Here is a 24,270-nt window from a genome sequence, read left to right as displayed (position 1 = left end):
TTGATAATCATTCCAAAATAATCTAAAATGGACTATGATCATAGTATCATAGGATTACTTTGAATTGTTATCTAAAAACTGCATTGTCCGAGGGGAGGACGTATGAAAATAATTCTGATAAACCCGAGATTTCCCGAAAGCTTCTGGAGCTTTAAATGGGCTGTTGAGAATGTTATGCCCGCTGACGTGAGGACGATCAACCCGCCTCTGGGACTCGCCACTCTCGCAGCACTCTGTCCCCCCGGCTGGGAAGTGGAGATTATAGACGAAAATATAGAATCCATCCCCCTCGACCCAAAAGCTGATATTATCGGCATCTGCGGCATGGGTGTTCAGTTCAAAAGGCAAAAAGAGCTGCTCAAATTTTACAAAAACCACGGACACTACGTCGTCGCCGGGGGGAGCTACGCGTCCCTTTGCCCGGAATATTTCGAAGAACTGGCCGATACGGTGATCGCCGGAGAGGCCGAGTATATATGGAAGAAATTCTGCGACGACTTTGAAAAAGGCGCACCCGGAAAGCTATACCAGGAGACGGAAGAAGTATCGCTCGAGGATTCTCCCACGCCCAGGTTTGACCTCTTGAAACTCGACAGGTATCAGGCCGTGAGTCTTCAGTTTTCAAGAGGCTGCCCCTACCGCTGTGAGTTCTGCGATATTATCGTCATGTTCGGGCGGAAACCGAGGGTGAAATCATTCGACCAGGTTGGAAGGGAGCTGGACGAGCTTCGAAAATTAAACATAACGAACGTATTTTTCGTGGACGACAATCTGATCGGGAATAAACCTGTCGCCAAAAAACTGATGTCTTATCTAAGGGATTATCAGAAGGAGCATAACTATAAATTCCTCTTCGGCACGGAAGCGTCGCTCAATCTCGCGCAGGACGACGAACTCCTTCAGCTTTTTAAGGAGGCGAACTTCGGGTGGGTGTTTATAGGAATTGAGTCGCCCGATGAGGACAGCCTGAAGGAGACACTTAAATTCCAGAATACCAGGGCTAATATACTCGATTCAATCAGGCACGTGTACAGCTACGGAATAGAGGTGCTAGCCGGATTTATAATAGGTTTTGACAACGATACGGTAAGAACTTTCGATCTTCAGTACAACTTTATTCAGAATTCAGGGATACAGGCCGCGATGATAGGGCTCCTGACAGCGGTGCCGAAAACTCCTCTCTACGAGCGTCTCGAAAAAGACGGCAGGCTCATCAAAACGGCAAGCGGGACCGATAATACGAAACTCGGCACGAACCTCGTACCCAAACAGATGTCTTACGAAGAAATGGTGGAGGGCTATCGTGAGCTGTACTACAGGCTGCTTGACGACAGAACTATCGCAGACAGGATAAATAACAAGTCAAGGTTTATGAATAATCCTCTTTTCAGGAGCACGTACTCTATAGGCGATCAGTTGAGGGCGTTAAAGAAATTCTTCTTCAAGGGCATTTTCCCGGGTGGTCCTTCTAGGGTCTATCATTTCATGAGGACTTTCCCCTTCACGAGACCCGGACTGATTCCGCTCGTGATACAGGACTGGACAGTCGGCATTTCGATGAAGAACTATGTGGACCGCCATTTCATTAAAGAGAGCGATGAGAAGCACAGCCTTGCGAGGAACCACCTTGAAACATTTGAAAGATCGTTCCAGAGATATTTAAGCGACGGAGTTGTGGAGGTATCACTTAACAGGGTAAAGAATACGGCTGCCAATATGTCGATTTCGATAAAGGGCATGCTGGACGGGGAATTTTTCGAGCGCGCGGCTCCACACCTTGAGAACGTGCTAAAGAACACGCCCTCATCCATAACGCTTAATATAGAGGAATTCCACGAGACACAGCGTCAGCATCTGCACCGTCTATTCAAAAGGCTCTCCCGTTACGGCGACAGGGTATACATAGCCGTACACGAAAAATGGCGGGATAAGGTGCAGATAGACTCTTCCGTATTCAATCTCGTGCTGGCGAGTTAGAGCAGGAGCAGAGGTCAAATATGCTTCGCCATCCCCCCCGCGGCCAAAACGGTCAGGACTTATTCGTTACAGAAAAATTCGAATGAAATCCCGTTCGCTCCCGTATACAATATCTGTAATACAGTACCGGTCCGATTCCACTAAACAGGGAGTATAGAATGACAAACGCAAAAGACCCTTCCTCAATACTGAGCACCGGGTTCGGATTCTGGGAATCAAAAGTCCTCCTCACAGCAGTCGAATTCGATCTCTTTACAGTGCTCGCGGATAAAGCAATGACAGGCCCGGAGCTCGGGGAAAAACTGGGCATTCATCCGAGGGGCATATGGGATTTCTTCGATACTCTCGTTTCCCTCGGCTATCTCGACAGGGCAGGCGACGGGCCTGAGGCCCTTTATAGAAATTCGGAGCAATCAAGACATTTCCTCGATAAAAACAGCCCGTCATATATAGGGGGTATACTCGAAATGCTGAACGAGCGACTTTATAGGTACTGGGACGACCTCGGAGAAGCTCTCAAGACAGGAAAGCCCCAGAACGAGATCAAGCACAGCAACAAGCCGCTGTTCGAAGACCTGTACAGCGACCTGCCCCGTCTCGAGCAGTTCATGGGCGCGATGAGCGGCCTATCTCGCGCCAATTTCGAGGCCCTGGCCGACAAGTTCGATTTCTCCCCTTACAAAACTCTCTGCGATGTGGGCGGGGCGACCGGGCTACTTTCTATTGTCGTTGCGAAGAAGCACCCGGAGCTGAGGTGTATCTCGTTCGACCTCCCCGCGGTCGAGCCCATAGCGAGGAAGAACATAGAGCAGAGCCGGTTATCGGAGAGGGTCACACCCGTATCAGGCAATTTCTTCGAAGACCCCCTGCCGAAAGCCGACGTAATTACGATGGGTATGATCCTCCATGACTGGAACCTGGAGAACAAAATGCACCTGATAAGGTCTGCCTACGAGGCTCTACCCGAAAACGGGGCGTTGATTGCGGTAGAAAATCTTATAGACGACGAAAGGCGAGTGAATACGTTCGGAATGCTCATGTCGCTTAATATGCTAATCGAGTTTGGAGACGCGTTTGACTTTACGGGGGCCGATTTCCGTAAATGGTGCGGCAAAGCGGGATTCAGGAAGTTCGATGTATTGCACCTGGCGGGCCCGTGCAGCGCGGCTATCGCATACAAGTAGAACTCGAGTCGGCATACGGCCGCATTAAATCACCACTGTCGCCGGTGTCAGGTCTTGAGTCGGCGATACTCCGCGGTTTTATAGAGCATGCGCGCTTGCGCAGTGGTGTTTTTGCAGAATGAATGGCGGATCCGTTAAATCTAAGCCAATGGGCCCTGTCACATAACCGCGTATAAACATATTTGCGAAAGTATTTGACAAGACGCCTTCAATAAGGGAATAATATAGGTCGTTTAGAGACACGGGAGGGCTTTATCATGCAGGCGGTAATAAAAACAGGCGGAAAGCAGTACAGCGTTAACGCTGGCGACGTAATAGAAGTCGAAAAACTGACCGGAAATCCGGGCGACGAGATAGAATTCAAGGAAGTCCTTATGGTGTCCGACGGCAAGGGCGGAGTGGATGTCGGAGCCCCGCTTTTGGAAAAAGCTGTTGTAAAGGCAAAAATCCTCGGAGAAACTAAAGGGAAGAAAATAACTGTTTTTAAATTCAGGAGAAGGAAGGATTCCAGAAGGAAAAACGGGCACAGGCAGATGTATACGTCGGTGGAAATAACCGATATTTTAAGTTAGGAGATAAAAAGATGGCAACTAAAAAAGGCGGCGGCAGTACTAAAAACGGAAGAGACACAGAAGGCAAAAGGCTTGGACTCAAAAAGTTCGGCGGAGAAATCGTAAAAGCCGGCAATATACTGGCAAGACAAAGGGGCACTAAATATCATGCCGGGGAAAACGTCGGTGTAGGGAGAGACCATACCTTGTTCGCGCTTAAGGACGGTGTGGTTCAGTTTCAGAGATTCAGAAAAAACAGAACTAAAATTAACATCCAGCCGGCGTCGGGGCAGTAATATTTAGTGTTTTCAGTTGAGTCCGAATTGGGCGTTTGTTAGTCTGCTACGCAGGTGCGCCCTGTTAATTTAATCCCTGCTTGTTTTTTAGTGATTTATTTTCCGGCAACATCTGAGTTTTCATCTTAATTGAGAATTAAATAGTTTTTTGTTAAGACTGTATGAAATTTTATCTTTACTAGTTCAAATTTACTTAGTATTATGAAAGAAGAATTTCTTAAGTTTTTCTGAATTTTGACAAAAGAACTAGCATAAATAGCGGAGAAGCCGACTAGATGGGACTAATGGCCAGAATAGGCAACTTTTACACGGGACATGCGATAATTCTGGCTGTGCTGTTTATCCTTCTCTCGGTTCTCGTATCACTTTTTAATTCCTACTATTTAACTTCCACGCTTTCCGAGCAGAGAACGCAGGAACTCGCCAGATATTTCAATACGTCCAACAAAAATTTCTCCGATACCGCCAAAGATATTCTGGACTCTCAGCAGGACATAGTATATGTAAAACTCCTCGACCCTGACGGGGTTCTTCAGGAGAGCTACGGCAACGGAGACGGGGACAATATAGAAATCCTCCCTCTGGCTACATCCGAGAATAACACGATATTGATAGGTCTTATTGCAAGGGACTACAAGAGTCTCGTGCTGTCGGGAGCCCTCTGGAGCGCTCTTATAGGGATAGGTTTTTCCGTAATACTCCTTTTGATATTCTCTTTATTTACCCCTGCTAAGAACGACGCAATCGAGAAACTGATTAACGCCATGAAGAACGTAAGCCGGGGGGATCTGAACGCGGCGCGGCTCGATCCTTCGGAATCGACGGACGACGTGGCCATGATAAGGGCCTATGAGACTTTTAATCAAATGATCGACCGTTTGCGCAAAAGAGAGGACATCGAAGACGATGAGCCTGTATTCCAGCCTACGCTGATAGCGTCCAAAGACGAGGATATTACCGCCAAACACAGAAATGTAATCGTTTTCGTAGCCAAGATCGCCGACTTTCAGGAGCTGTCGAATACGCTGGACCCGGCGGAATTCAATTCCTTTCTGGCGGATTACAGAAAAGCCGCTTCCGCCGTCATATCCAATTACGGCGGCATAATCGAGGCGCTCCTTAAAGATGAAATAGTGGCTTTCTTTAACGCCCCTGAGGAACAGACCAATGCTGAGCTGAAAGCCATATGCTCGGCTGTGGAAGTGCTTCAACTCCTGGCAAGCATAACCAGGGAGCGAAAAATGGAGGGCAAAACCGCGATAAGCGGCAAAATCGGAATAGCCCTTAAATCCATACCGGTTTATGACGACTCTGGAGTGCCGCACGGAATAAAGGAAATAACCGATATGGCAAGAAACATAAGCAACGTAGCGCCGATTTGGAGAGTAATAGTATCTACGGACGTATACCACGAAGTAAGCGACTATGTGGAGTCAAGAGAGCTAAGACTCGGTGACGATTCTTATTACTCCATAGTCGGCGTGGAAGAGGGCGTGGTTTAAGGGTCAGCCCGAATTCATCTCAGATCCCTGTCCTTCATTCTTTTCTCGTACAATCACATACTGTGTGACCGATCACGGCGGGCGCATCAAGCACCCTGTCGAAGTATGCGCACACTGTGCGCCTCTAGGATCTCTTCTCCCCTTCGCCGTTTCGAGTCCTTCATAAACTCGGGATAAACTCTGTCGGAAATCCGGTCTCGTCACCCTCCAAACCGCACCCCGAGTTGTTTCGAATTTAAACTTTGGGTAACATCTTCCGATTAATCATGAACAAGAAAAGGATAGTCGTCGCCATGAGCGGCGGCGTTGACAGTACGACAGTCGCGGCGCTCCTGAAAAAGGAGGGCCACGAGGTTATAGGCATTACAATGCAGATTCTCGACTACGGGGACGCGGAAGGGGGCTGTTGTTCGCTGGACCAGGTGGTGGATGCCAGAAGGGGGGCCGATCAAATAGGCATTCCGCACTACGTAGTCAATTTCACGGAGGAATTCGAGAATCTTGTTCTGACCGATTATGTCGAAAAGTACAGGTCCGGGAAGACGCCTATTCCGTGCGTCCTGTGCAACCAGCATGTGAAGTTCGACCTGCTGATGAAGCGCGCCCTCGAGCTGGGCGCGGAATACCTGGCCACTGGACACTATGCCAGAATAGAGAAGGGAAACGGGAACGCGCTTACGTTGAAGAGAGCGTGCGACGAGTCAAAGGATCAGACCTATTTCCTCTATACGCTCACTCAAAAAGAGCTCGGACGCCTGATGTTCCCTCTCGGCGCGCTGACAAAGGACGAAGTCAGGGAGCTGGCCAGAGAGATGAACCTGAGGCAGGCCGACAAACCCGACAGCACCGGGGTGTGTTTCGTCCCGACCGGTAATTACAGGGACTTTCTCGTCTCACGAGGGGCGTTTACAGAGCGGGAAGGGGAGATAATAAACACGGAAGGAGTAGTACTCGGGTCACATAAGGGCGTTTTTTCGTTCACGCTGGGACAGAGAAGGGGGCTCGGCATTGCCACGGGCAGGCCGATGTATGTAACGGAGATAGAGCCGGACACGAACCGGGTGATCGTGGGTGAGGAAGATAAGATATACGGGACCAAACTCCTCGCCGAGAACCTTACATGGATAAATAGTACATATATTGCGGGTAGGTTAGAAAACAAAGTTAAAGTAAAGGCTAAGATCAGATACAGGCATAGTGCAAGCGACGCATTTGTGACTATAAACAAAGAGACGGGCGCCCTGGTTGAATTCGAGAACCCGCAGAGGGCGATAACGCCGGGGCAGGCCGTGGTATTTTACGACGAGGATGAGGTCCTGGGCGGCGGCTGGATAAAAGAGGTGCTGAAATCATGAAGAGCATTTCCGTAGTCACACTGGGATGCAAGGTTAATCAGTACGATACGGCGGTAATACTGAACAGGCTCCCCAGAACTAAATACAAAAGAGTGCCTTTTTCCGAGAAAGCGGATGTTTACGTCATAGACACGTGCACCGTAACGCATAAAGCCGATGCCGAGGCAAGGAACTATATATACCGCGCCAAACGCGCCAACCCGGACGGCGTGGTGGTCGTAACGGGGTGCTACGCCCAGGTTTCGCCCGAGGAGCTCAAGGACGTAAAAGGCGTTGATTACGTTATAGGAAACTCGCATAAGTTCTCCTCCCTTATAAGGGTAATAAGGGAAGGGGAAACCCAGAGCGAGCCGAAAGTCTTCATATCGGACATTTTCAAGGAAAAGAAGAAGAGTTTCGAAACCCCGGATATAGAGCACTTCCCGGGAAGGACGAGGGCGTTTTTAAAGGTGCAGGACGGATGCAACTACGCATGCACATTCTGCATAATTCCGAGGGCCCGGGGGAGGTCGAGGAGCCTCACGGTAGATGAAATATTGATCCGAATGGAAAAACTGGCGGAGGCCGGATACAGGGAGATCGTTCTTACGGGCATTCACATAGCCAGTTACGGAAGGGACATAGGCACCGACTTTTTTGAGCTTCTGAGAAAGATAGATAAAGAGAAAATCGTAAACCGCGTGCGTCTTACATCGCTCGACCCCGCTGATTTCGACGAGGAGCTCATTGAGTTTATCGCGGATTCGCAAACAATCTGCCCCCAGTTCCACGTGGCCCTTCAGAGCGGGGACAGAGACGTGCTCAAGAGAATGAGAAGACGCTATGCGCCGGAAAGGTTTTTAGACCTGGCCGGCCTGATCAGAAAGAAAATCCCTGATGCGGCCATAGGCTCGGATATAATGGTCGGATTCCCGGGCGAAACGGAGGAAGAGTTTCACAATACGTACAAAGTCGCGGAGGAATCCCCTCTAACATACTTCCACGTATTCTCATACTCTAAAAGAAAGACAACCCCTGCCGCCGTAATGCCCCGTCAGGTACACCCGGAGACAATCAAGCAAAGGAGCAAAACCCTGAGAGGGCTCGGCAGCAAAAAGAAGGCCGAGTTCTACAGGAGGTTTATCGGGAGAAACCTTTCTGTTCTGGTTGAAAACCGTTCCAAAGGCACTACCCCTAACTATATTTCAGTGCGCCTAGAGCATAACGGCCACGCTGCAGGCGACGAGGTCGAGACGACCATAAAGGACGTGATAGGGGAGGAGGCCATTGGCGCGCCCATCCGAACCGGCGACTGATCTCGTATCCATCTTATGAACATGAGCACCAAGATTGTACTCTGTGTATCGCTCCTCTTTCTGGCGTTTAATTCGTGCCGAATAGGCTATTCATCCGGCAGGGAGCTTCTGGAGGCCGACTGGTACGACCCGGAAAACACGCTCACAGTCTGGGCACTCGCCGATATACAGCCCAGGAACGGTTCACACAGGGAAGCCTTCGAGATTGCCGTGGAGGACATAAACGATAACGTGCCGGGGGTCGACATGGCGATAGTGGCGGGGGATATTGTGCATGTAACGAAGGAAGAGGTTTTCGACTGGTACATAAGCACTAGAGACAAGTCATACGTCACGGAATGGTACGAGATTATCGGCAACCACGACCTGAAGACGGACAGGGGAAAGCTGTTCAGGGAGAAGCTCAGGGAGAACGTCAACTACGCCGTTCTCAAGGGAAACATACTGTTCATCTTTATGTCGGACTCGGAAAGGGGGAAGGCGACAGAGATACCGGACGAAGTATTCGAGTGGTGGAAAGAGCTTGTTATCGAGAATCAGGACAAGATAATCGTAGTCACGACACACGCGCCGCTTGAGGGAAGCGGCATCCCTTTTTCTTCTATTAGGGAGAGACAGGTAATTGATTCGGAACGATTCACGGATGTTATGAAAAATTACAATGTCGATCTCTGGCTGTCCGGGCACCTGCATCTCCCAAACGGGATCATGAACAACACCGTCACAAAAGACGAGTACGGCGGCACAGATTTTATTCACATCTCCTCCATCCGCCCTGAAATTCTGGGAATAAAGGAACCCGAATCCCGCGTGCTCGTATTCGCCTGCGGCTCAAACAAAGTGCTCGTCAGGTCGCGTAACCATAAGGACAGGGATTACTCGCCCGCCCTCGATGAAGTCTTCACTCTCTCAAAGCCCTATGAGTGCGATTGAAGGGAATACAAAGCGTCAAAGCAATTTTTTCTTTCTCTTTAGATAATCCACGAGCAGATACTTGCCCAGCTTGTCGGGCGTGGTGAAGAAGGCGCGCCCCTTGTTGATCCGCGTCATCTCCTCGACAAAGCGTCTCAACGAAGGACTGTCGTCGAGCATAAAGATGTTTATCCTTATTCCCATGCTCGTGACGCGTTTTACCTCTTTAAGGGTCTCGAACGTGGCGCGTGGACTGAGCCCGCCGAAGAACATAGGCAGCTCAACCTGAAGGTACCCGTCCAGGTAATAAGCCGTAGGCTGGCCGTCGGTGATGAGTATAATCTGCTTGTTGGAATTCCTGTGCCTCGAAATCGTCTTTGAGGCGACGGACAGGGCCTCCTGAATATTCGTAAACGGGTCGTTTGAGTCCCATGTCGTAACCGCGAGCTCTTTTGTAGTGAGCGTTCTTGCCCCGGTCGAGAAACCGATGATATGAAACTCGTCCTTCGGATATTTGGTGCGTATAAGGTGGTCGAGCGCGAGCGCCACCCGCTTTGCGGCGGGGAATCTCCCCTGAAAACTCATCGACCAGCTGAGGTCCAGCAGCAGAGCCGTAGTCGCCTGAGTATGATACTCCATGTCATAGACCTCAAAATCCTGAGGCTCTATTTTTATGGAATGACCGGTGGAATCCCTCACAAGGGATTTCTTGAGCGTGTTTACGATATTGAGATTAAAGGGGTCTCCGAACTCGTACTCCTTTGATTCTTCCGGCTTTACAGTGCCCGAGCCCCTCTGCCCCGTTTCATGCTCTGCGAGCTTCTGGCGTTTTAAGGAAGAGAAAATATCGGTAAGTGCCATCTCCCCGAGCTTCCGGATGCCTCTGGGGGTGAGCTCAGTGCGCTCCCCTTTTGTTTTGACAAGGCCGGATTCCTCAAGAGCGGATTTAAGCCCCTTCAGTAGCAACAGGGAATTTTGCGCGTCGTCGCTGAGCACACCCCTCAGGGATTCAGGATCTATTTCGTCGAAATCCCCGGCTATAAGGCTTTTTTCAAATTTCTCGAGGTCTTCCATGAGATCCACAAGCTCAAGGAGCCGCTCAAAATCCAGCGAAGTATCCCCGGTGAACTTCTCCCCGTAGCGTTTTATGAATTTCTCCGCTTTCTTGATTCTCTCGAGATCGAGGAGCAGCTCCTTAAATTCTTCTCCCGCCTCCTCGTCGATGAAATCATATTCCCTCAAGCTCTCAATAGCGGAGCTCAGCTTTCCGGGAAGGTTTTCCAGAAGGCTCCGCCTCTCTCTCAACTCCCGCGAATCCCCTTCGGCGGAATCCCCGAGACGCGTCAGCTCCCGGTCAATTATATCCCGGAGCCTGCTCTTTAGCTCAGAAAGCGAGTCCTTGACGTTATATGAATCGTAAGCATTGTGTCTGTATCCGCTGAGCTCGGAACGCAGGTCATCAATCCCTATTACTCTCGTTTCCGCGCCGCGCAATCCCTGCTTCAGTATCCACTCGTAGGCTTCTTCCGGCGTCCAGCCCTCCATGAGGTAATCGGATAGCTCACTGAAGAATTCCCGGGCGTTCACGTCCCATTCCGATTGAGTTCCGTCCCACTTCGAATATTTATATCTCTTGGTCATCTGTAAGTTGTTTTTCCCCTGACGGTCTCTTTGTTCAATTTATTGTTCAGGTGAAGACCTTCGAGGGTGAACTCGACGGCGGAGGCTATCTGAGCGGCGGAATCCCCTATTCCGAGCGCGTCTATACACTTTTTGAGTCCCTTAATCTCCTTCACCCCGTGCAAGTATTCCTCGGAAGGCATTACATCGGCTACCTCCACGTAGCCGTGCTCAAAGCTCTCTATCAGCTCGTTCATGATGTCGAGCGTAGGAAAATAAGAATCGAAAACCGACTTGATCGAGCGTTTTATAAGCTTCTCCACCACTCCCGACTCGGATGTGTCCTCTCCCAGGTACTCGAGCTCAATCTTACCTGTGGTTGAAGGCACCAATGCGGGGAAATCAGTAATCCTCGGAGCGACTTCCCTTTCTCCGAGCCTGATACCCCTTTTCTCGGCGGCGGCGATAATGCTTTCGTAGTTGGCGATGGTCGTCCTTACGCTCACTCCGGAGCGCTGATTAACGTCAGCCGAGTTTCTCGCCTGAATTGAAATCTCCGCTATGATCTCCTTTATGAAATGAGGAATTTTGATCGCACATCCGTTAATCTCAGGCACATACGCTTCCTGCTCCATTATTCGTATCTCCACATCCTTCGATCGCGGATAATGCGTGCTGATCTGGGACTGAAAACGGTCCTTCAGCGGTGTGATTATCCTCCCCCTGTTTGTGTAGTCCTCCGGGTTGGCGGTGGCGACTACGCAGATGTCGAGCGGCAGCCTGATTTTATAGCCCTTGATTTGGATGTCCTTTTCTTCCATTACGTTAAACAGTCCGACCTGAACCTTTTCTACGAGATCCGGCAGCTCGTTGATAGCGAATATTCCTCTATTCGTCCTCGGAATCAGGCCGAAGTGAATAGTAAGCTCGTCCGAAAGATACCTGCCCTCGGCTACCTTTATCGGATCGACTTCGCCGATCAGGTCCGCGACGGATACATCCGGAGTGGCAAGTTTTTCACTGTACCTCTCTTCGCGTCCGATCCAGTCTATCCCGGTATCATCCCCGTACTTATAGACCAGTTCACGAGAGCTTTTCGTCACCGGGTTGTAGGGGCTCTCATTCAGCTCGCTGCCCTTGATAACGGGTACTTCCTCGTCGAGAAGGTTTATGAGCGACCTTATCAGACGGGACTTGGCCTGCCCCCTCTCTCCGATAAATATAAGGTCGTGCCCCGCTAGTATCGCGGTCTCTACCTGAGGCACTACGGTATCCTCGTATCCGACAATCCCCGGGAATATCTCCTCGCCGTTCCGGAGCTTGGCTATCAGGTTTTTTCTCATCTCGTCTTTCACCGAAAGCACTCTGTACTCGCTCGCTTTTAATTCTCCAATCGTTCCGGGTTTTTCATGCATACCGAGGATTCCTCCAGAGAATTCGGGAATTGTGAAATTCATTCAGTCGATTGGCCGACTGCTGCCGCAGGATTTATCAACAAACTCAATACTTAAGTATAATCGTTTCGCGTGAAGGCAGGATTTACGAAGCGGATTTCGCCAATCGTTTCACACTGAAGATTATAAAGGTTATTAACATCAATTTGAAGCCTTTTTGCAGTTTTATCATACTAATAAGATGAGCGGGGCCGCGGGAACCGGGATTCGGAAAGTCCAGACCATGGACATAAGGCGAAGGTGCTTTGTCGCGAGAAACGGATGTAATCCGGTATTGTTATAATTATACTTAATAGGTTTGATGAGATATAAAGATGGGAACCGGTTTTCTAAAACAACTGATAAACGCTATAACGGGCAGGCATGGAGGAGCGGGCGGAAAGTTCTCGAAAGTATCTGATGAGGACCTTGTAAGAATGTACATTGAAACAGGGGACGAAGCGGCTTTTGAGGCCATTGTGGGTAGATATGCGGACAAAATTTACGGATTTGCGCTCAGGATCACGCGAGATACGGGCAGCGCCGAGGAAGTTTTCCAGGAAGTGTTTTTAACCCTGACGAAAAAGATCGATACGTTCAGGGGGGAATCCAAATTCTCGAGCTGGCTCTACAGGGTGAGTTTGAACACCAGTTATATGCATTTGAGGGCGCGAAAGAAGTTTGAAAAAAACCTGAGCCTCGAAAACTATGCCCCGTATGATGAAAACGGAACCTTGATGGGGAAGATCAAGAACAAGGATTTCAGCGATAGACCCGACATAGCTATTTTCAGAAAGGAAGCTCTGGATATAATAGAAAATGCCGTTGACGAGCTTCCTGAGTCTTACCGTACTGTATTTCATCTAAGGGATATAGAGGGAATGACGAATGAGGAAGTTTCGGAAGTTCTCGATATTAGCGTTCCGGCCGTAAAGTCGAGACTCCACAGGGCAAGGCTGTTTCTGAGAGACAGACTGTCGGAATATTTCAATGAATGGAGAAGGTGATAACATGTTCATGTGCAAGGACGTCGTAGAGAATATTATGGGCTATATCGATCAGGAACTTGACCTGCGAACACTCGAGGAGCTCGAGAAACACACCGGAATGTGTCCCGAATGCAAGGCTTTCGTGGACACCTACAAAAGAATGCTCGAACTCGCTGGCAAGCTCAGGGAAAGGTCGTTCGTCACTCCGGAGATAAGAAGCAGGCTCAAAATCCTTCTTAATTCCAAGATAAAACCCAACTGAAAAAATTAAGGCATCAATCCACCGGACGTATGCCGAAAGCACTTTAAATGTTCTGTATTCAACCTCTTTGATATTTGACTATCGCTTTTAAATTAAATTATTTCCCCCCATTTTTTACATATTATATTGGTTATACTATAATAACTTCTAAGGTTGGGCCAGATGAAAGGGGATATAGACAAAGATCTCGCCAGAGAGAATCTGAGAAGAATTTCTACAAACTTCGAACTGGATCTACTGCGTCTCATAAAGACGCTTAATCTGATCTCCCAGTCAAGAGAGCTGTATAAAAATCAAATCGATCGGATAGAGACTCTGACCGAAAAGTATAAATCCGGACTTAACGTCTTTACAGTCAAGCTCCTGGACGCCGAGAGGAAGTCCTCCTCACCTTCTTCGCCAAGCTTGGGAGACCCCTATTCGCCTCCCGGAGAACCCCTCTCTCAAGTCCAATCGTTTACAGGCATAATAGATGAACTGAGAGGATACCTCGACGATATAGGCACGGAAATCGAGAAATTAAAGAAGGAGCATCTGGACAAGCTGGACTCGGTTTATTCCGTATATAACCTTGAATTGGGCGCCTCGCAGACAGACCTCGACGCGAAACTGCTCGGACTTCAGAACGAGTTAACGCGTCTGGCCGCCTCCGGGATTTACGGAGCGGAGCAAAAAAAAGAGCAAAACGGAAGGACCGCTGAAAAGACGGATTCTAAAGAAATTGACGAGAATAAAAAGGATATAATCGCGCCTCCCGGCACAAAGCCGGAGACCGCCAAAAAGGCGGTCACTCCTGACACGGCAAGCGCAAAGACCAAACCCTCTTTCTCAAGTTCCGATAGTAAGCCAACCGAAGATGAGGACAAGAATTCTGCACTAAAAAGCACCTATGTGATAGGGGCCGGTCTTTTGATCTTCGGCGTTATTATCGGAGTGCTGTTTTATGATTTGCTAATGAGGAGATGGGGCGTCCTGGAATACACGGAGCAAGAGATGATCGACGTCCTGGGTTCCGGAGAGATTACTGCGAATGGTGGTGCCCCGGTCCCGGAAACGGACGGCACGACGGACCGGCTCGCTGAAGAAGCGCCCGACACGGTGCAGCCGGACGGTATAGATACACCCGATGCCAGCGCTTTACTTGAGGAGTGGGCAGAGTCCGGCAAAATTCCGGGAGGCGCGGAGAGCGATGCTATTGATAATGAAGCTGAAAAGGTAGTTCAGAGTTCCGAGGCGGATGAAGAAACGGCGACAGAGCCACCGGCACCCGACTATAAATCATATACCGTTCAAGGCGCAGGAGCCAATGTTAGAAGCGGCCCGGGTATGAATCACAGTATAGTTACCGTAGTAAAGCGCGGTCAGGAGTTCAAGGGAACGGGAAAGCGACAGGGTAGGTGGTATAAAATTATCGCGCCTGACGGAAAAGAGGGCTGGATATCCGGGAAGATAATCAGGGAAGTAAAGTAAGTATCGTTAAACCCTGTCTTTTACTCTTCCCACTTTTCTAAGCGGGAAAATGCTTTTTCTTTCTTGAGATATTAAATCCCCCTTGTTTTAGTTTCAGGAGCTCAGCTCTCTCAAGTTCACGAACTTGATTAGGCTTTAAGAAAGATAGTCCTAATGCCCACTCGCTCGCATCAGTTCCCTCCTTTTTCCAAAAGGGAGAAAACAATTTAGCTTGAAATCATCGAAACTGAAGATCGTCCCGGCGCGGTTGTATAAGGGATCGTGGAGTTTATTTAGGTTATTTTATTTTGGTTTGCTCGAAGTTACCGGGCTTATCTGTTTTTAAACGACGTCGTCCGGTTCTTCTCCCCGCCAGGAACCGTTTTCCAGCATATCTCAGGTCAATTTACTTCACTTTGCGCGGAAGGGTTAACGGATACAGGCGACATGCCGGAACTGAAACCCGTCTCCGGCCTGTCGAGCTCCCTGTATAATGTCTCGGCTTTTTCCGGTTGTCCGAGCTTCTCATAAGAAAGCGCCATATATAATTTCGCCCTGTCGCTGTAAGCTCCGAGAGGCTCGCTCTCCAGTTTCGTCAGATAATCGATCGCCTGCTGCCATTTGGCTTCCTCAAAACTGGCTAGCCCCTGAGTCAATATCGCCGACTGGATGAGCATATTCTCGTCTATTCCGGAGTTGATAAAGTCGTCCAGGGTTCTTATCGATTCCTCATAATTTCCCTGTTTGTAATTGATAAGACCGGTGTAGTAGAGCGCGATACCGGAGATATTCTTATCGGGGAATTCCCTCTGAACCGTCTTAAACTCGTCAAGGGCTTCCGCATAGCTGCCCGAATCGTACTTCTGAACGGCCTGATCGAACATTACGCTTGCCTCCTCGTGTTTCTTTGCCGTATAAACGTTTATCGCGTAGGCCCCGACCAGTACTACTATTACGCTAACTACGATAATCAGGATTTTAGTAGTGTGATCCTGGAAATACTCGAACCCGCTTATAACCGCGGTCGTAAACTTATCGGGCCCCTTGAGCTCTTTCTGAGTATATTTAATTTTCTTTGCCATGGGGAGAATTATAATCGGAGGCGTTAGAATTACAAGACAGTCATAGCCGCCCAAATATAACCGCTTCGGGGCTTAAACGGGACATCCGTCTTGCGGTTTGACGGAGGGAGAGCTAAACTAATTTCAGGTTAAACTCTATGATTAGAACAATTTCCGCACTATTGATAATCCTTTCGCTCTCCAGCTTCATTCTGAGCTACGGCGAAACCGAGAGTAAATCACAAAACACGGACGCAAGCTCCGAAAGCGAGGGGAGACAGGAAAATAAACCGGCCGAGAACTCTACAAACGGGGCTCCGGGAGAGATTGTCGTAATAGAGATAAACGGCACCATAAACCCGGCGACCTTCGATTATATCCGTGTAAGTCTTGAGGAAGCGGAGGCAAAATCCGCGGAAGCGCTGATTATCCTCCTCGATACACCGGGAGGACTGCTGACCTCTACCAAGGAAATAGTAAAGCTCATACTAAATTCCCCGACGCCGGTCGTCGTATACGTCTCACCCAAAGGCGCTTCGGCAACATCGGCCGGGGTATTTATTACTCTTTCCGCCAACATCGCCGCAATGGCCCCCGGAACAAGCATAGGAGCGGCCCATCCCGTCTCGCTCACCCCAGGCGGTAAAAAGCCCGAGGAGAAAGATAAGGATATAGAAAAAGACTCGAACCAAGACCTGGCGAAGGATAGCAAAGAGGGGGAGGGGAAAGACGGGGCGGAAGAACCCGAAGGCACGGGAAAGTCGAATCAGGACGTGATGAACGAAAAAATCGAGAACTACGCTTCCTCGTTCATAGAAAGCATTGCCGAGGAGAGGGGAAGAAATGTGGAATGGGCGATCGAAGCCGTAAGAAAGAGCTCGTCCATCACCTCGACAGAGGCTCTTGAAATAAAGGTGATAGACCTGATCGCGCCCAATCTGACCGAGCTTATAGACGATATCGACGGGTGGGAAGTAAAGCTCCCTAAGGGGGAAAGAACCTTAAATACAAGAGGGGCGTCGATTTCCAGAATCGAGATGAGCGCCAAGCAAAAATTGATAGACGTATTGAGCACCCCCGATATAGCGTTTCTTCTGCTCTCTCTGGGTTCGCTCGGCCTGCTGCTCGAATTTTACAACCCGGGCCTGATATTCCCGGGCGTGGCGGGCGTCGTGTGTCTGCTCATGGGGTTTGTTTCGTTTCAGATACTTCCGTTTAACTACGCGGGCATCGTGCTTCTACTGCTCGGGATCGGACTTTTCGTAACGGAGGTTTACATCACGAGTTACGGGCTCCTCAGCCTGGGGGGGATTATAAGCTTCGGCCTGGGCGCCCTGCTCCTTTTCGACACGCCGGAATCGGACCTGAGAGTCGGGTTCGACGTGGTCATAGCGTCGACCCTTGCTTTCGCGCTTTTCTTCGGCTACGTGGTGTTTTATCTTATCAAGGCGCAGAAGCTTCAGCCCAAGCTCGGTTATGAAGGGCTGATAGGGGAGGAAGGGGACGCTATATCCGATATAGCGGATACGGGAAAAGCGTTCGTTCAGGGTGAGTACTGGGACGCTGAAAGCGACGAGCCGATAGCTAAAGGCGACAGGGTAATAGTGGTAGAATTTCTAAAGGGATTTAAGCTCAAGGTAAAAAAACTGGATAATTAGTAAAGAGGAGGCAAATCATGTTTTCACCACTTGTAATATTTATAGCGATTATATTAATTCTGATTCTCTCCGGGGTCAGAATTCTTAACGAGTACGAAAGAGGAGTCGTGTTCAGGCTCGGGAGGATAGTGGATCCGAAGGGGCCGGGATTTAAATGGATTATCCCGGTAGTGGATAAAATGATAAAGATAAGCCTGAGGATTATCACGATGGACGTGCCCCCTCAGGACATAATCACAAGAGACAACGTATCGGTTAAGGTGAACGCCGTATTATATTTCCGCGTCATCGACCCCATAAAGGCCGTAATACAGGTTGAAAATTATCTCTACGCCACCTCGCAGCTTGCCCAGACCACCCTTAGAAGCATTCTGGGCCAGGTAGAGCTCGACGAGCTTCTGGCCGAAAGGGACAAACTCAACCTTAAGCTCCAGGAAGTGCTGGATAAACAGACCGACCCCTGGGGCATCAAGGTAACTCTGGTCGAGGTAAAGTACGTGGATCTCCCTCAGGAGATGCAGCGCGTGATAGCCCGCCAGGCAGAGGCCGAGAGGGAGAGAAGGGCCAAGGTCATAGCCGCCGAGGGTGAGTATCAGGCCGCGACAAGGCTCGCTGAGGCGTCGGACATTCTTTCGACAAATCCTATGTCTCTACAGCTCAGATACCTGCAGACGCTCGCCGAGATGGCGTCCGAGAAAAGCTCGACTATAGTTTTTCCGCTCCCGATCGATCTGATTACGCCTCTTCTCAAGAAGCTCGGTAATACAGAAAACGAATAAGAAGGAGAGAAATTTGAAAAGACTGTTCCTGCTCACGATCCTCAACATAGCTTTACTATCCGCTCTGGTTTCATGCGGTTCCTCCTCCGACCGGAATTCGGAGAAGGGCACGGAGAGTAAATCCTCGGAACCCGCTCCCCGGACAGACAAAGACACAGCCGGTTCAGGTCCCGTAGAGGGTGACTGGCTTATCTATCACCTGAGCGCCGAGCCCGGCACGCTGAACCCTGTCACGGCTACGGACGCATACGAGAGCATAATCAACAACGGAAACGTCTACGAGACGCTCATAGAAAGGGATACTGAAACGCTCGAGTTAAAACCTCTTTTGGCCGAATCGTGGGAGATTTCAGACGACAAGCTCACTTTTACTTTTAAAATCAGGGAAGGCATAAAATGGCAGGACGGAGTGCCATTTACCTCGGAAGACGTCGTATTCTCGTACGAGACCATTATGAACCCCAAGGTGGACGCCCCGCAGTTGAGAAGCTACTATCAGGAAATAAGGGACGTCCGGGCTATTGACGAGCACACTGTAAAGTTTACGTACGCGAGGCCTTACTTCCTCGCGCTCGAGTTCTGCGGCGGAATGCCTATTGTCCCCAGGCACATTTTCGGAGAGGGGGATTTCAATACCAACCCCGCCGGCAGAAAACCCGTAGGCACCGGCCCATATAAATTTGAGAAGTGGACTACGGGGAGGGAAATTGTTCTCGAGAAAAATCCCGACTACTGGGGAGAGAAGCCTCATCTCAACAGGATCGTTTTCAGAATCATAACCGACACCTCGGTAACGCTTCAGGTGCTCAAGCGCGAAGAGCTCGACGTATCGAGTCTCACTCCCATACAGTGGTCCCGGCAGACAAACTCGAAGGATTTCGAAAGCAACTTCGACAAGTTCAGCTACTTCACGCCAAACTACAGCTACATAGGGTGGAATTCGAGAAGGCCGTTCTTTTCCGATAAACGTGTCAGAACCGCCATGACGCACCTTGTAAACAGAGAGCTCATTCTAGACAAGATAATGTTCGACCTGGGCGCAGTCGTTACAAACCCGTTTTATATAAACAGCCCGGAGTACGATAAGTCCATAGAGCCATACCCGTATGACCCGAAGAAGGCCGTAGAGCTTCTGGAAGAGGCGGACTGGATAGACCATGACGGGGACGGAATCAGAGACAAGAACGGGGTCAAATTCGCTTTTGAGTTCCTGATACCCGGCGGGTCCGAGACAGGGGAGAAAATCGCCACAATTCTTAAAGAGGAGCTCGACAATATGGGAATCGCAATGGACATACGCAAGACCGAGTGGGCCGTATTCACGACGAGGCTCAACGAGAGGAATTTTGACGCTGTGACGCTTGCGTGGTCGATGGGTGTTGAGTCCGACCCCTATCAGATATGGAGCTCCACACAGGCCGAGAGCGGGTCAAACTTCATAGGTTTTAAAAACGCCGAGGCCGACAGGCTGATCGAAGCCGCCAGAAAGGAATTCGATAGGGAAAAGAGGATAGAGATGTACAGGAAGTTCTCCGAGATTGTTCATGAGGAGCAGCCTTATACGTTCCTTTTCTGCCGTAAGGCGACCGTAGCGGTGAACAAGAGGTTTGAGAACGTCGTCGTTCACCCGCTCGGGCTTGAGCCTACGGAATGGTACGTGCCTCTTCCGCTGCAGAAATACAGCGAGTAGACCCGATTCCGCTGAAAAAAAATCCGTAATCCCGGAATTATTTATGTTATATTCCGTATAATTTAAGGATTGAGGTAAAGAACCGGAAATATTTTTATCCCGGATACCCCTTAATCTTTTCTCAATATATAAAGATAATTTCTCACACCGTACATGAGAGACTACATAATAAAACGGCTGCTTCTCCTGATACCCACGCTCTTCGGGATAACCGTAATCACGTTCTTCATAATCCAGCTCGCGCCCGGAAACCCTGTGGAAAGGAAGCTTCAGCTGGACGAGGGAATCAAATCAGAAGCGATAACACAGCAGATAGTAGAGGAAACGAAGAAGCTATACGGCCTGGATAAACCCATCTACGAGCGCTACTGGATATGGGTAAAGCAGATAGGGACGCTCGATTTCGGCCGCTCATACAAGGACCACCGCCCGGTAATCGACAAGATAGCGGAGCGGATTCCCATCACGCTCACTCTGAATATAATTTCCATAATACTGATTTATATTATCTCGATACCTGTCGGAATCTACTCAGCGGTCAGAGACGGCAGCTTCTTCGAGAGGACCAATACCTTCTTTCTGTTCATACTTTATTCAATCCCGAGCTTCTGGATGGCGATGATTCTGATATTCCTCCTCGGGGGAGGGGAGTACTGGGATATATTCCCCGTTTACGGGATACTCTCTCCGGGGGCGGAGAACTACCCCTTTTTCAAAAAGGCGCTTGATTTTCTATGGCATATAGTGCTTCCCGTGTTCTGCCTTACGTACGGGAGCCTGGCCTACCTTTCCAGGTTCCAGAAGGGGAGTCTGCTCGAGGTGCTTAGGGAAGACTTTGTCAGAACCGCAACCGCAAAGGGTCTCCCGAAATCAAAGGTCCTCCTCAAGCACGCGCTCAGAAACGCGCTCATACCTATAATTACCATAATAGCCGGAATACTTCCCGCCATGATCGGGGGCAGCGTTATAATCGAAACCATATTTTCCATTCCCGGGATCGGCCAGCTGGGGTTCGAGTCCGTTCTCGCACGGGACTATCCGATGATAATGGCGATTGCGACTATATCCGCTTTCCTGACACTGATAGGAATACTTATATCAGACCTCATCTATGTGCTCGTCGATCCCCGAATAAGCTTCGAGGGTAAAAGGTGACGGAAACCAGGAGTACGGGATTCTGGGGGAGCGTATGGAAAAAGTTCAAGAGGGACAGGCTCGCCATGGGAGCCTTTGTAGTGATACTGCTTCTTTTCGGAGTAGCACTGTGTCAAAATTTTCTCGCTGGAAACAAACCGATAATTCTTAAGTACGAAGGAGAATACTATTTCCCCGTGCTTATAAGGTACAATGAATTTTTCGGCACCGATTTCAAGCAGCTCGACAAGAATCTGAAAAATGGCGACTTCGCCGTATTCCCGCCCGTGCCTTACAGCCCCACCGAAAACGACCTCCTGTCCATACTCGAGCCCCCGTCATCGAAACACCTATTCGGAACGGACGACAGGGGGAGGGACGTTCTCAGCCGTATGATCTACGGGGCCAGAATATCGCTCTCGATCGGATTTGTGGCCGTGGGCATCTCAGCCGTAATCGGCATTTTACTCGGCGGCATCGCGGGCTACTACGGGGGGAAAACGGATTTTATCGTCTCTAGGCTTTTCGAGGTTATGATGACTTTCCCGGTATTCTTCCTGATTCTGACAATACTCGCGTTCAGAGACCCCAGCATCTACAACATAATGATTGTGATAGGCGCCACCGGATGGACGGGAATCGCGCGCCTCATAAGGGGGGAATTTCTGAAACTGAGAAAATACGAATATGTCGAGGCCGCGGTCGCGCTCGGCGGAAACGACTTCAGGGTGATGATGAAACACATGCTCCCGAACGCCCTCGCCCCGGTCCTCGTGGACGCGACATTCGGAATCGCGGGGGCCATTCTGGTCGAATCCGCCCTGAGTTTCCTGGGATTCGGCGTGCCGCCCCCCGACCCTAGCTGGGGAGACGTGCTCTCGCAGTCCCAGAGATATGTGGATTTCGCCTGGTGGCTTGTCCTATTCCCCGGCGCGGCTATATTTGTAACGGTAACTTCGTTTAACCTCGTCGGAGAGGGGTTCAGAAACGCTATCGACCCCAAGTTCAGGGGGGGCACGTGAAGCGGATAAACGAGGTGTTAAGCTGAATACGCGGTCGTCAAAGTGTGATTGAATATGAATAACGCGCTGGAAATAAATGATTTGAGAGTTTCTTTTTCCTCGGAAGGTAAAAGGGTAGAGGTGGTAAGCGGCGTGTCCATCTCCGTTCCCACGGGCAAGATCGTGGGCGTCGTGGGCGAGAGCGGATGCGGCAAGACCGTGACCGCGCTTTCGGTCATGCGCCTGATTCCGGAGCCTCCCGGCAGTATAGACACCGGGAGGATAATTTTCGACGGAGCCGATTTGCTCAGTCTCGGCGACAGGGATATGCGCTCTGTCAGGGGGAACAGGATATCCATGATTTTTCAGGAGCCTATAAGCTCTCTTAACCCGGTCTTCACCGTCGGAGACCAGATAGGGGAGGCGCTCAGAACACATCTCAACATATCGAGGAAAGAAGAAAAGGGGAGGGTTATCGAGCTTCTAAAGCTCGTCGGAATACCCGCGCCCGAAAGGAGAATGAATAACTATCCTCACGAGATGAGCGGGGGAATGTCGCAGAGAGTGATGATAGCCATGGCGCTTGCCTGTAGCCCCGAAGTGCTGATCGCGGACGAGCCCACGACTGCGCTCGATGTAACAATCCAGGCGGGCATACTCGAATTGATAAACGACATCAGGGAAAAAATGGGAATGGCGGTGCTGCTGATTACCCACGACCTGGGAATAATAGCCGAGGTCGCGGACGAGGTATATGTAATGTACGCGGGCAAGATAGCTGAGCATGCCGTAACAGAGAACCTGTTCAGGGAGCCCAAGCACCCCTACACGGTCGGGCTTCTTAACTCTATTCCCGATCTTCGCGAGAGTAAGGAGAAGCTGAACGCGATTCCCGGAGTAGTGCCGAGTCCGGGAGATTATCCGCCGGGATGCAGATTTCAGGACCGTTGCCCGCTTGTAATAGAAAAATGCAGAACCGAGGAGCCCCCGCTCGATGAGCACGCGCCGGGTCATTACTCGGCATGCTGGAGGGCGCACGAAGTCACTAAAGGAATCTGATAACGTCTATGAAGGAACTACTAAAAATAAAAGGACTAAAAAAATATTTTCCGGTCAAGTCGGGAGTGCTGTCGCGGGTTTCGAATTTCGTGAAGGCGGTAGACGGAGTGGACATGACCGTGTCCAAAGGCGAGACGGTCGGGCTGGTGGGCGAGAGCGGATGCGGCAAGACGACTCTCGGAAAGACTATAATCAAGCTCCTTGAACCTACGGGAGGCGATATATTCTTCGAGGAAAAAAACATAACCCGCCTTAGCTCCTCTCGGATGAGGGCGTTTAGAAAAAAGATGCAGATAGTGTTCCAGGACCCATACGGCTCCCTCAACCCCAGGATGAAAGTGGAAAGCATAGTATCGGAGGGACTTATAATCCACAACATATCCTCCGCAAACGAGAGAAAGACCCTGGTCAGGGAGCTTCTGAGAACGGTAGGGCTCAGGGAGGACGCGCTCTCCCGATACCCGCATGAATTCAGCGGAGGACAGCGTCAAAGAATAGCGATCGCGAGAGCCCTCGCGCTGAATCCCGATTTTATCGTGTGCGACGAGCCTATCTCCGCTCTCGATGTATCGGTTCAGGCCCAGATCATAAACCTCTTTATAGAGCTACAGGAGAAATTCAGTCTTACCTACCTTTTTATATCTCACGATCTGCGCGTTGTCAGGCACATAAGCGACAGGGTTGCGGTGATGTATCTCGGGAAGATAGTGGAGTTCGCAGCGAGCAGGGAGCTCTACAAGAACCCCCTGCACCCCTACACGCGAATACTAATCTCCTCAGTCCCTATCGCTGATCCCGAGAAAAAGAGGAAGATGACCGTGCTCAAGGGGGACGTCCCGAGCCCGATTAATCCACCTCCGGGGTGCAGCTTCCACCCCCGCTGCCCCATAGCGGTTGAGAAGTGCTCGTCGGTAGAGCCGGAATTGCGGGACGTCGGAGGCGGGCATTTCGTTTCCTGCCACCTTGCGTGAAGACCCGATTCCAAATACTTGAAAATGGTTTATATTGTATTATTATTAAAATCCGTTATTTTTGTGACGGCTATTTGACAAGAGTCCGGGGC

At 50.0% G+C, this 24,270-nt stretch carries 21 protein-coding genes; 18 read left to right on the top strand and 3 right to left on the bottom strand.

Annotation, left to right across the window (positions count from 1 at the left end):
* Positions 1 to 102: 102 nt before the first annotated feature.
* The 8 genes from RIG61_06180 to RIG61_06145 all read left to right on the top strand — a co-directional run bounded on the left by RIG61_06180 (position 103) and on the right by RIG61_06145 (position 9,093).
* Positions 103 to 1,977 carry a radical SAM protein gene (locus RIG61_06180; GenBank protein ID MEQ9618743.1) on the top strand — a complete coding sequence of 625 codons (1,875 nt, stop codon included), beginning with the start codon at positions 103 to 105 and terminating at the stop codon, positions 1,975 to 1,977.
* 158 nt (positions 1,978 to 2,135) lie between these two features.
* Positions 2,136 to 3,161 carry a methyltransferase gene (locus tag RIG61_06175; GenBank protein ID MEQ9618742.1) on the top strand — a complete coding sequence of 342 codons (1,026 nt, stop codon included), beginning with the start codon at positions 2,136 to 2,138 and terminating at the stop codon, positions 3,159 to 3,161.
* Between the two features lie 257 nt (positions 3,162 to 3,418).
* The gene (gene rplU / locus RIG61_06170) at positions 3,419 to 3,733 is read left to right on the top strand and encodes a 50S ribosomal protein L21 (GenBank protein ID MEQ9618741.1); all 315 of its coding nucleotides are present in this window, start codon (positions 3,419 to 3,421) and stop codon (positions 3,731 to 3,733) included.
* Between the two features lie 11 nt (positions 3,734 to 3,744).
* A complete protein-coding gene (gene rpmA / locus RIG61_06165) occupies positions 3,745 to 4,008 on the top strand; it encodes a 50S ribosomal protein L27 (protein ID MEQ9618740.1) in 264 nt (87 codons plus the stop codon).
* A gap of 275 nt (positions 4,009 to 4,283) precedes the next feature.
* Positions 4,284 to 5,510: a hypothetical protein gene (locus RIG61_06160; GenBank protein ID MEQ9618739.1), complete on the top strand. Its 1,227-nt coding sequence runs from the start codon at positions 4,284 to 4,286 to the stop codon at positions 5,508 to 5,510.
* Between the two features lie 266 nt (positions 5,511 to 5,776).
* Positions 5,777 to 6,865, top strand: a complete 1,089-nt coding sequence (gene mnmA, locus RIG61_06155) for a tRNA 2-thiouridine(34) synthase MnmA (GenBank protein ID MEQ9618738.1) — start codon at positions 5,777 to 5,779, stop codon at positions 6,863 to 6,865.
* Complete coding sequence (mtaB, locus tag RIG61_06150) at positions 6,862 to 8,160, top strand: tRNA (N(6)-L-threonylcarbamoyladenosine(37)-C(2))-methylthiotransferase MtaB (protein ID MEQ9618737.1); 1,299 nt, start codon at positions 6,862 to 6,864, stop codon at positions 8,158 to 8,160. Before mnmA ends, mtaB begins: the two co-directional genes overlap by 4 nt.
* A gap of 21 nt (positions 8,161 to 8,181) precedes the next feature.
* Positions 8,182 to 9,093: a metallophosphoesterase gene (locus RIG61_06145; GenBank protein ID MEQ9618736.1), complete on the top strand. Its 912-nt coding sequence runs from the start codon at positions 8,182 to 8,184 to the stop codon at positions 9,091 to 9,093.
* 15 nt (positions 9,094 to 9,108) lie between these two features.
* On the opposite strand, the gene RIG61_06140 is transcribed toward RIG61_06145, so the two are convergent.
* Both RIG61_06140 and RIG61_06135 read right to left on the bottom strand, forming a co-directional pair.
* Positions 9,109 to 10,713, bottom strand: coding sequence for a VWA domain-containing protein (locus RIG61_06140; protein ID MEQ9618735.1), 1,605 nt, complete (start codon positions 10,711 to 10,713; stop codon positions 9,109 to 9,111).
* The gene (locus RIG61_06135; GenBank protein ID MEQ9618734.1) at positions 10,710 to 12,107 is read right to left on the bottom strand and encodes a magnesium chelatase; all 1,398 of its coding nucleotides are present in this window, start codon (positions 12,105 to 12,107) and stop codon (positions 10,710 to 10,712) included. Before RIG61_06135 ends, RIG61_06140 begins: the two co-directional genes overlap by 4 nt.
* A 353-nt stretch (positions 12,108 to 12,460) precedes the next feature.
* On the opposite strand from RIG61_06135, the gene RIG61_06130 reads away from it, so the two are divergent.
* The 3 genes from RIG61_06130 to RIG61_06120 all read left to right on the top strand — a co-directional run bounded on the left by RIG61_06130 (position 12,461) and on the right by RIG61_06120 (position 14,846).
* Positions 12,461 to 13,132, top strand: coding sequence for a sigma-70 family RNA polymerase sigma factor (locus tag RIG61_06130; protein ID MEQ9618733.1), 672 nt, complete (start codon positions 12,461 to 12,463; stop codon positions 13,130 to 13,132).
* A complete protein-coding gene (locus RIG61_06125) occupies positions 13,116 to 13,376 on the top strand; it encodes a zf-HC2 domain-containing protein (GenBank protein ID MEQ9618732.1) in 261 nt (86 codons plus the stop codon). The genes RIG61_06130 and RIG61_06125 overlap by 17 nt, the downstream gene beginning before the upstream one ends.
* A gap of 162 nt (positions 13,377 to 13,538) precedes the next feature.
* On the top strand, positions 13,539 to 14,846 hold the full coding sequence (locus RIG61_06120) for an SH3 domain-containing protein (protein MEQ9618731.1): 1,308 nt from the start codon (positions 13,539 to 13,541) through the stop codon (positions 14,844 to 14,846).
* Between the two features lie 380 nt (positions 14,847 to 15,226).
* Here the strand turns inward: RIG61_06120 and RIG61_06115 are convergent, their stop codons facing one another.
* Entirely contained in the window at positions 15,227 to 15,907 is a 681-nt protein-coding gene (locus tag RIG61_06115) for a tetratricopeptide repeat protein (GenBank protein MEQ9618730.1), read from the bottom strand.
* Between the two features lie 137 nt (positions 15,908 to 16,044).
* On the opposite strand from RIG61_06115, the gene RIG61_06110 reads away from it, so the two are divergent.
* From RIG61_06110 to RIG61_06080, 7 genes are all read left to right on the top strand, one after another.
* Positions 16,045 to 17,544 carry a nodulation protein NfeD gene (locus RIG61_06110; GenBank protein MEQ9618729.1) on the top strand — a complete coding sequence of 500 codons (1,500 nt, stop codon included), beginning with the start codon at positions 16,045 to 16,047 and terminating at the stop codon, positions 17,542 to 17,544.
* A gap of 17 nt (positions 17,545 to 17,561) precedes the next feature.
* Complete coding sequence (locus tag RIG61_06105; protein ID MEQ9618728.1) at positions 17,562 to 18,323, top strand: slipin family protein; 762 nt, start codon at positions 17,562 to 17,564, stop codon at positions 18,321 to 18,323.
* A gap of 13 nt (positions 18,324 to 18,336) precedes the next feature.
* Positions 18,337 to 20,013, top strand: a complete 1,677-nt coding sequence (locus RIG61_06100; GenBank protein ID MEQ9618727.1) for a peptide-binding protein — start codon at positions 18,337 to 18,339, stop codon at positions 20,011 to 20,013.
* Between the two features lie 153 nt (positions 20,014 to 20,166).
* Positions 20,167 to 21,168 carry an ABC transporter permease gene (locus RIG61_06095; protein ID MEQ9618726.1) on the top strand — a complete coding sequence of 334 codons (1,002 nt, stop codon included), beginning with the start codon at positions 20,167 to 20,169 and terminating at the stop codon, positions 21,166 to 21,168.
* Positions 21,165 to 22,169 (top strand): ABC transporter permease, encoded by a 1,005-nt coding sequence (locus RIG61_06090; GenBank protein ID MEQ9618725.1) that lies wholly within the window; start codon positions 21,165 to 21,167, stop codon positions 22,167 to 22,169. The genes RIG61_06095 and RIG61_06090 overlap by 4 nt, the downstream gene beginning before the upstream one ends.
* A 54-nt stretch (positions 22,170 to 22,223) precedes the next feature.
* Complete coding sequence (locus RIG61_06085) at positions 22,224 to 23,207, top strand: ABC transporter ATP-binding protein (GenBank protein MEQ9618724.1); 984 nt, start codon at positions 22,224 to 22,226, stop codon at positions 23,205 to 23,207.
* An 8-nt stretch (positions 23,208 to 23,215) separates the two neighbouring features.
* Positions 23,216 to 24,178, top strand: coding sequence for a dipeptide ABC transporter ATP-binding protein (locus RIG61_06080; protein ID MEQ9618723.1), 963 nt, complete (start codon positions 23,216 to 23,218; stop codon positions 24,176 to 24,178).
* Positions 24,179 to 24,270: the final 92 nt, after the last annotated feature.

This window comes from Deltaproteobacteria bacterium (genome assembly GCA_040223695.1).
Taxonomy (GTDB): Bacteria; Desulfobacterota_D; UBA1144; order Nemesobacterales; family UBA2774; genus JAVKFU01.
Note: the sequence above shows the minus strand (reverse complement) of the source record. Positions and strands in the feature narration are given on the sequence as shown.

Bases quoted from the DNA above. Each gene is read 5' to 3' on its own strand.
- RIG61_06105 (MEQ9618728.1), top strand. From the start codon at position 17,562: ATGTTTTCACCACTTGTAATATTTATAGCGATTATATTAATTCTGATT.
- mnmA (MEQ9618738.1), top strand. From the start codon at position 5,777: ATGAACAAGAAAAGGATAGTCGTCGCCATGAGCGGCGGCGTTGACAGT.
- rpmA (MEQ9618740.1), top strand. From the start codon at position 3,745: ATGGCAACTAAAAAAGGCGGCGGCAGTACTAAAAACGGAAGAGACACA.
- RIG61_06160 (MEQ9618739.1), top strand. From the start codon at position 4,284: ATGGGACTAATGGCCAGAATAGGCAACTTTTACACGGGACATGCGATA.
- RIG61_06095 (MEQ9618726.1), top strand. From the start codon at position 20,167: ATGAGAGACTACATAATAAAACGGCTGCTTCTCCTGATACCCACGCTC.
- RIG61_06120 (MEQ9618731.1), top strand. From the start codon at position 13,539: ATGAAAGGGGATATAGACAAAGATCTCGCCAGAGAGAATCTGAGAAGA.
- RIG61_06115 (MEQ9618730.1), bottom strand. From the start codon at position 15,907: ATGGCAAAGAAAATTAAATATACTCAGAAAGAGCTCAAGGGGCCCGAT.
- RIG61_06085 (MEQ9618724.1), top strand. From the start codon at position 22,224: ATGAATAACGCGCTGGAAATAAATGATTTGAGAGTTTCTTTTTCCTCG.
- rplU (MEQ9618741.1), top strand. From the start codon at position 3,419: ATGCAGGCGGTAATAAAAACAGGCGGAAAGCAGTACAGCGTTAACGCT.
- RIG61_06110 (MEQ9618729.1), top strand. From the start codon at position 16,045: ATGATTAGAACAATTTCCGCACTATTGATAATCCTTTCGCTCTCCAGC.
- RIG61_06125 (MEQ9618732.1), top strand. From the start codon at position 13,116: ATGAATGGAGAAGGTGATAACATGTTCATGTGCAAGGACGTCGTAGAG.
- RIG61_06145 (MEQ9618736.1), top strand. From the start codon at position 8,182: ATGAGCACCAAGATTGTACTCTGTGTATCGCTCCTCTTTCTGGCGTTT.
- RIG61_06140 (MEQ9618735.1), bottom strand. From the start codon at position 10,713: ATGACCAAGAGATATAAATATTCGAAGTGGGACGGAACTCAATCGGAA.
- RIG61_06130 (MEQ9618733.1), top strand. From the start codon at position 12,461: ATGGGAACCGGTTTTCTAAAACAACTGATAAACGCTATAACGGGCAGG.
- RIG61_06175 (MEQ9618742.1), top strand. From the start codon at position 2,136: ATGACAAACGCAAAAGACCCTTCCTCAATACTGAGCACCGGGTTCGGA.
- RIG61_06135 (MEQ9618734.1), bottom strand. From the start codon at position 12,107: ATGCATGAAAAACCCGGAACGATTGGAGAATTAAAAGCGAGCGAGTAC.
- RIG61_06080 (MEQ9618723.1), top strand. From the start codon at position 23,216: ATGAAGGAACTACTAAAAATAAAAGGACTAAAAAAATATTTTCCGGTC.
- mtaB (MEQ9618737.1), top strand. From the start codon at position 6,862: ATGAAGAGCATTTCCGTAGTCACACTGGGATGCAAGGTTAATCAGTAC.
- RIG61_06180 (MEQ9618743.1), top strand. From the start codon at position 103: ATGAAAATAATTCTGATAAACCCGAGATTTCCCGAAAGCTTCTGGAGC.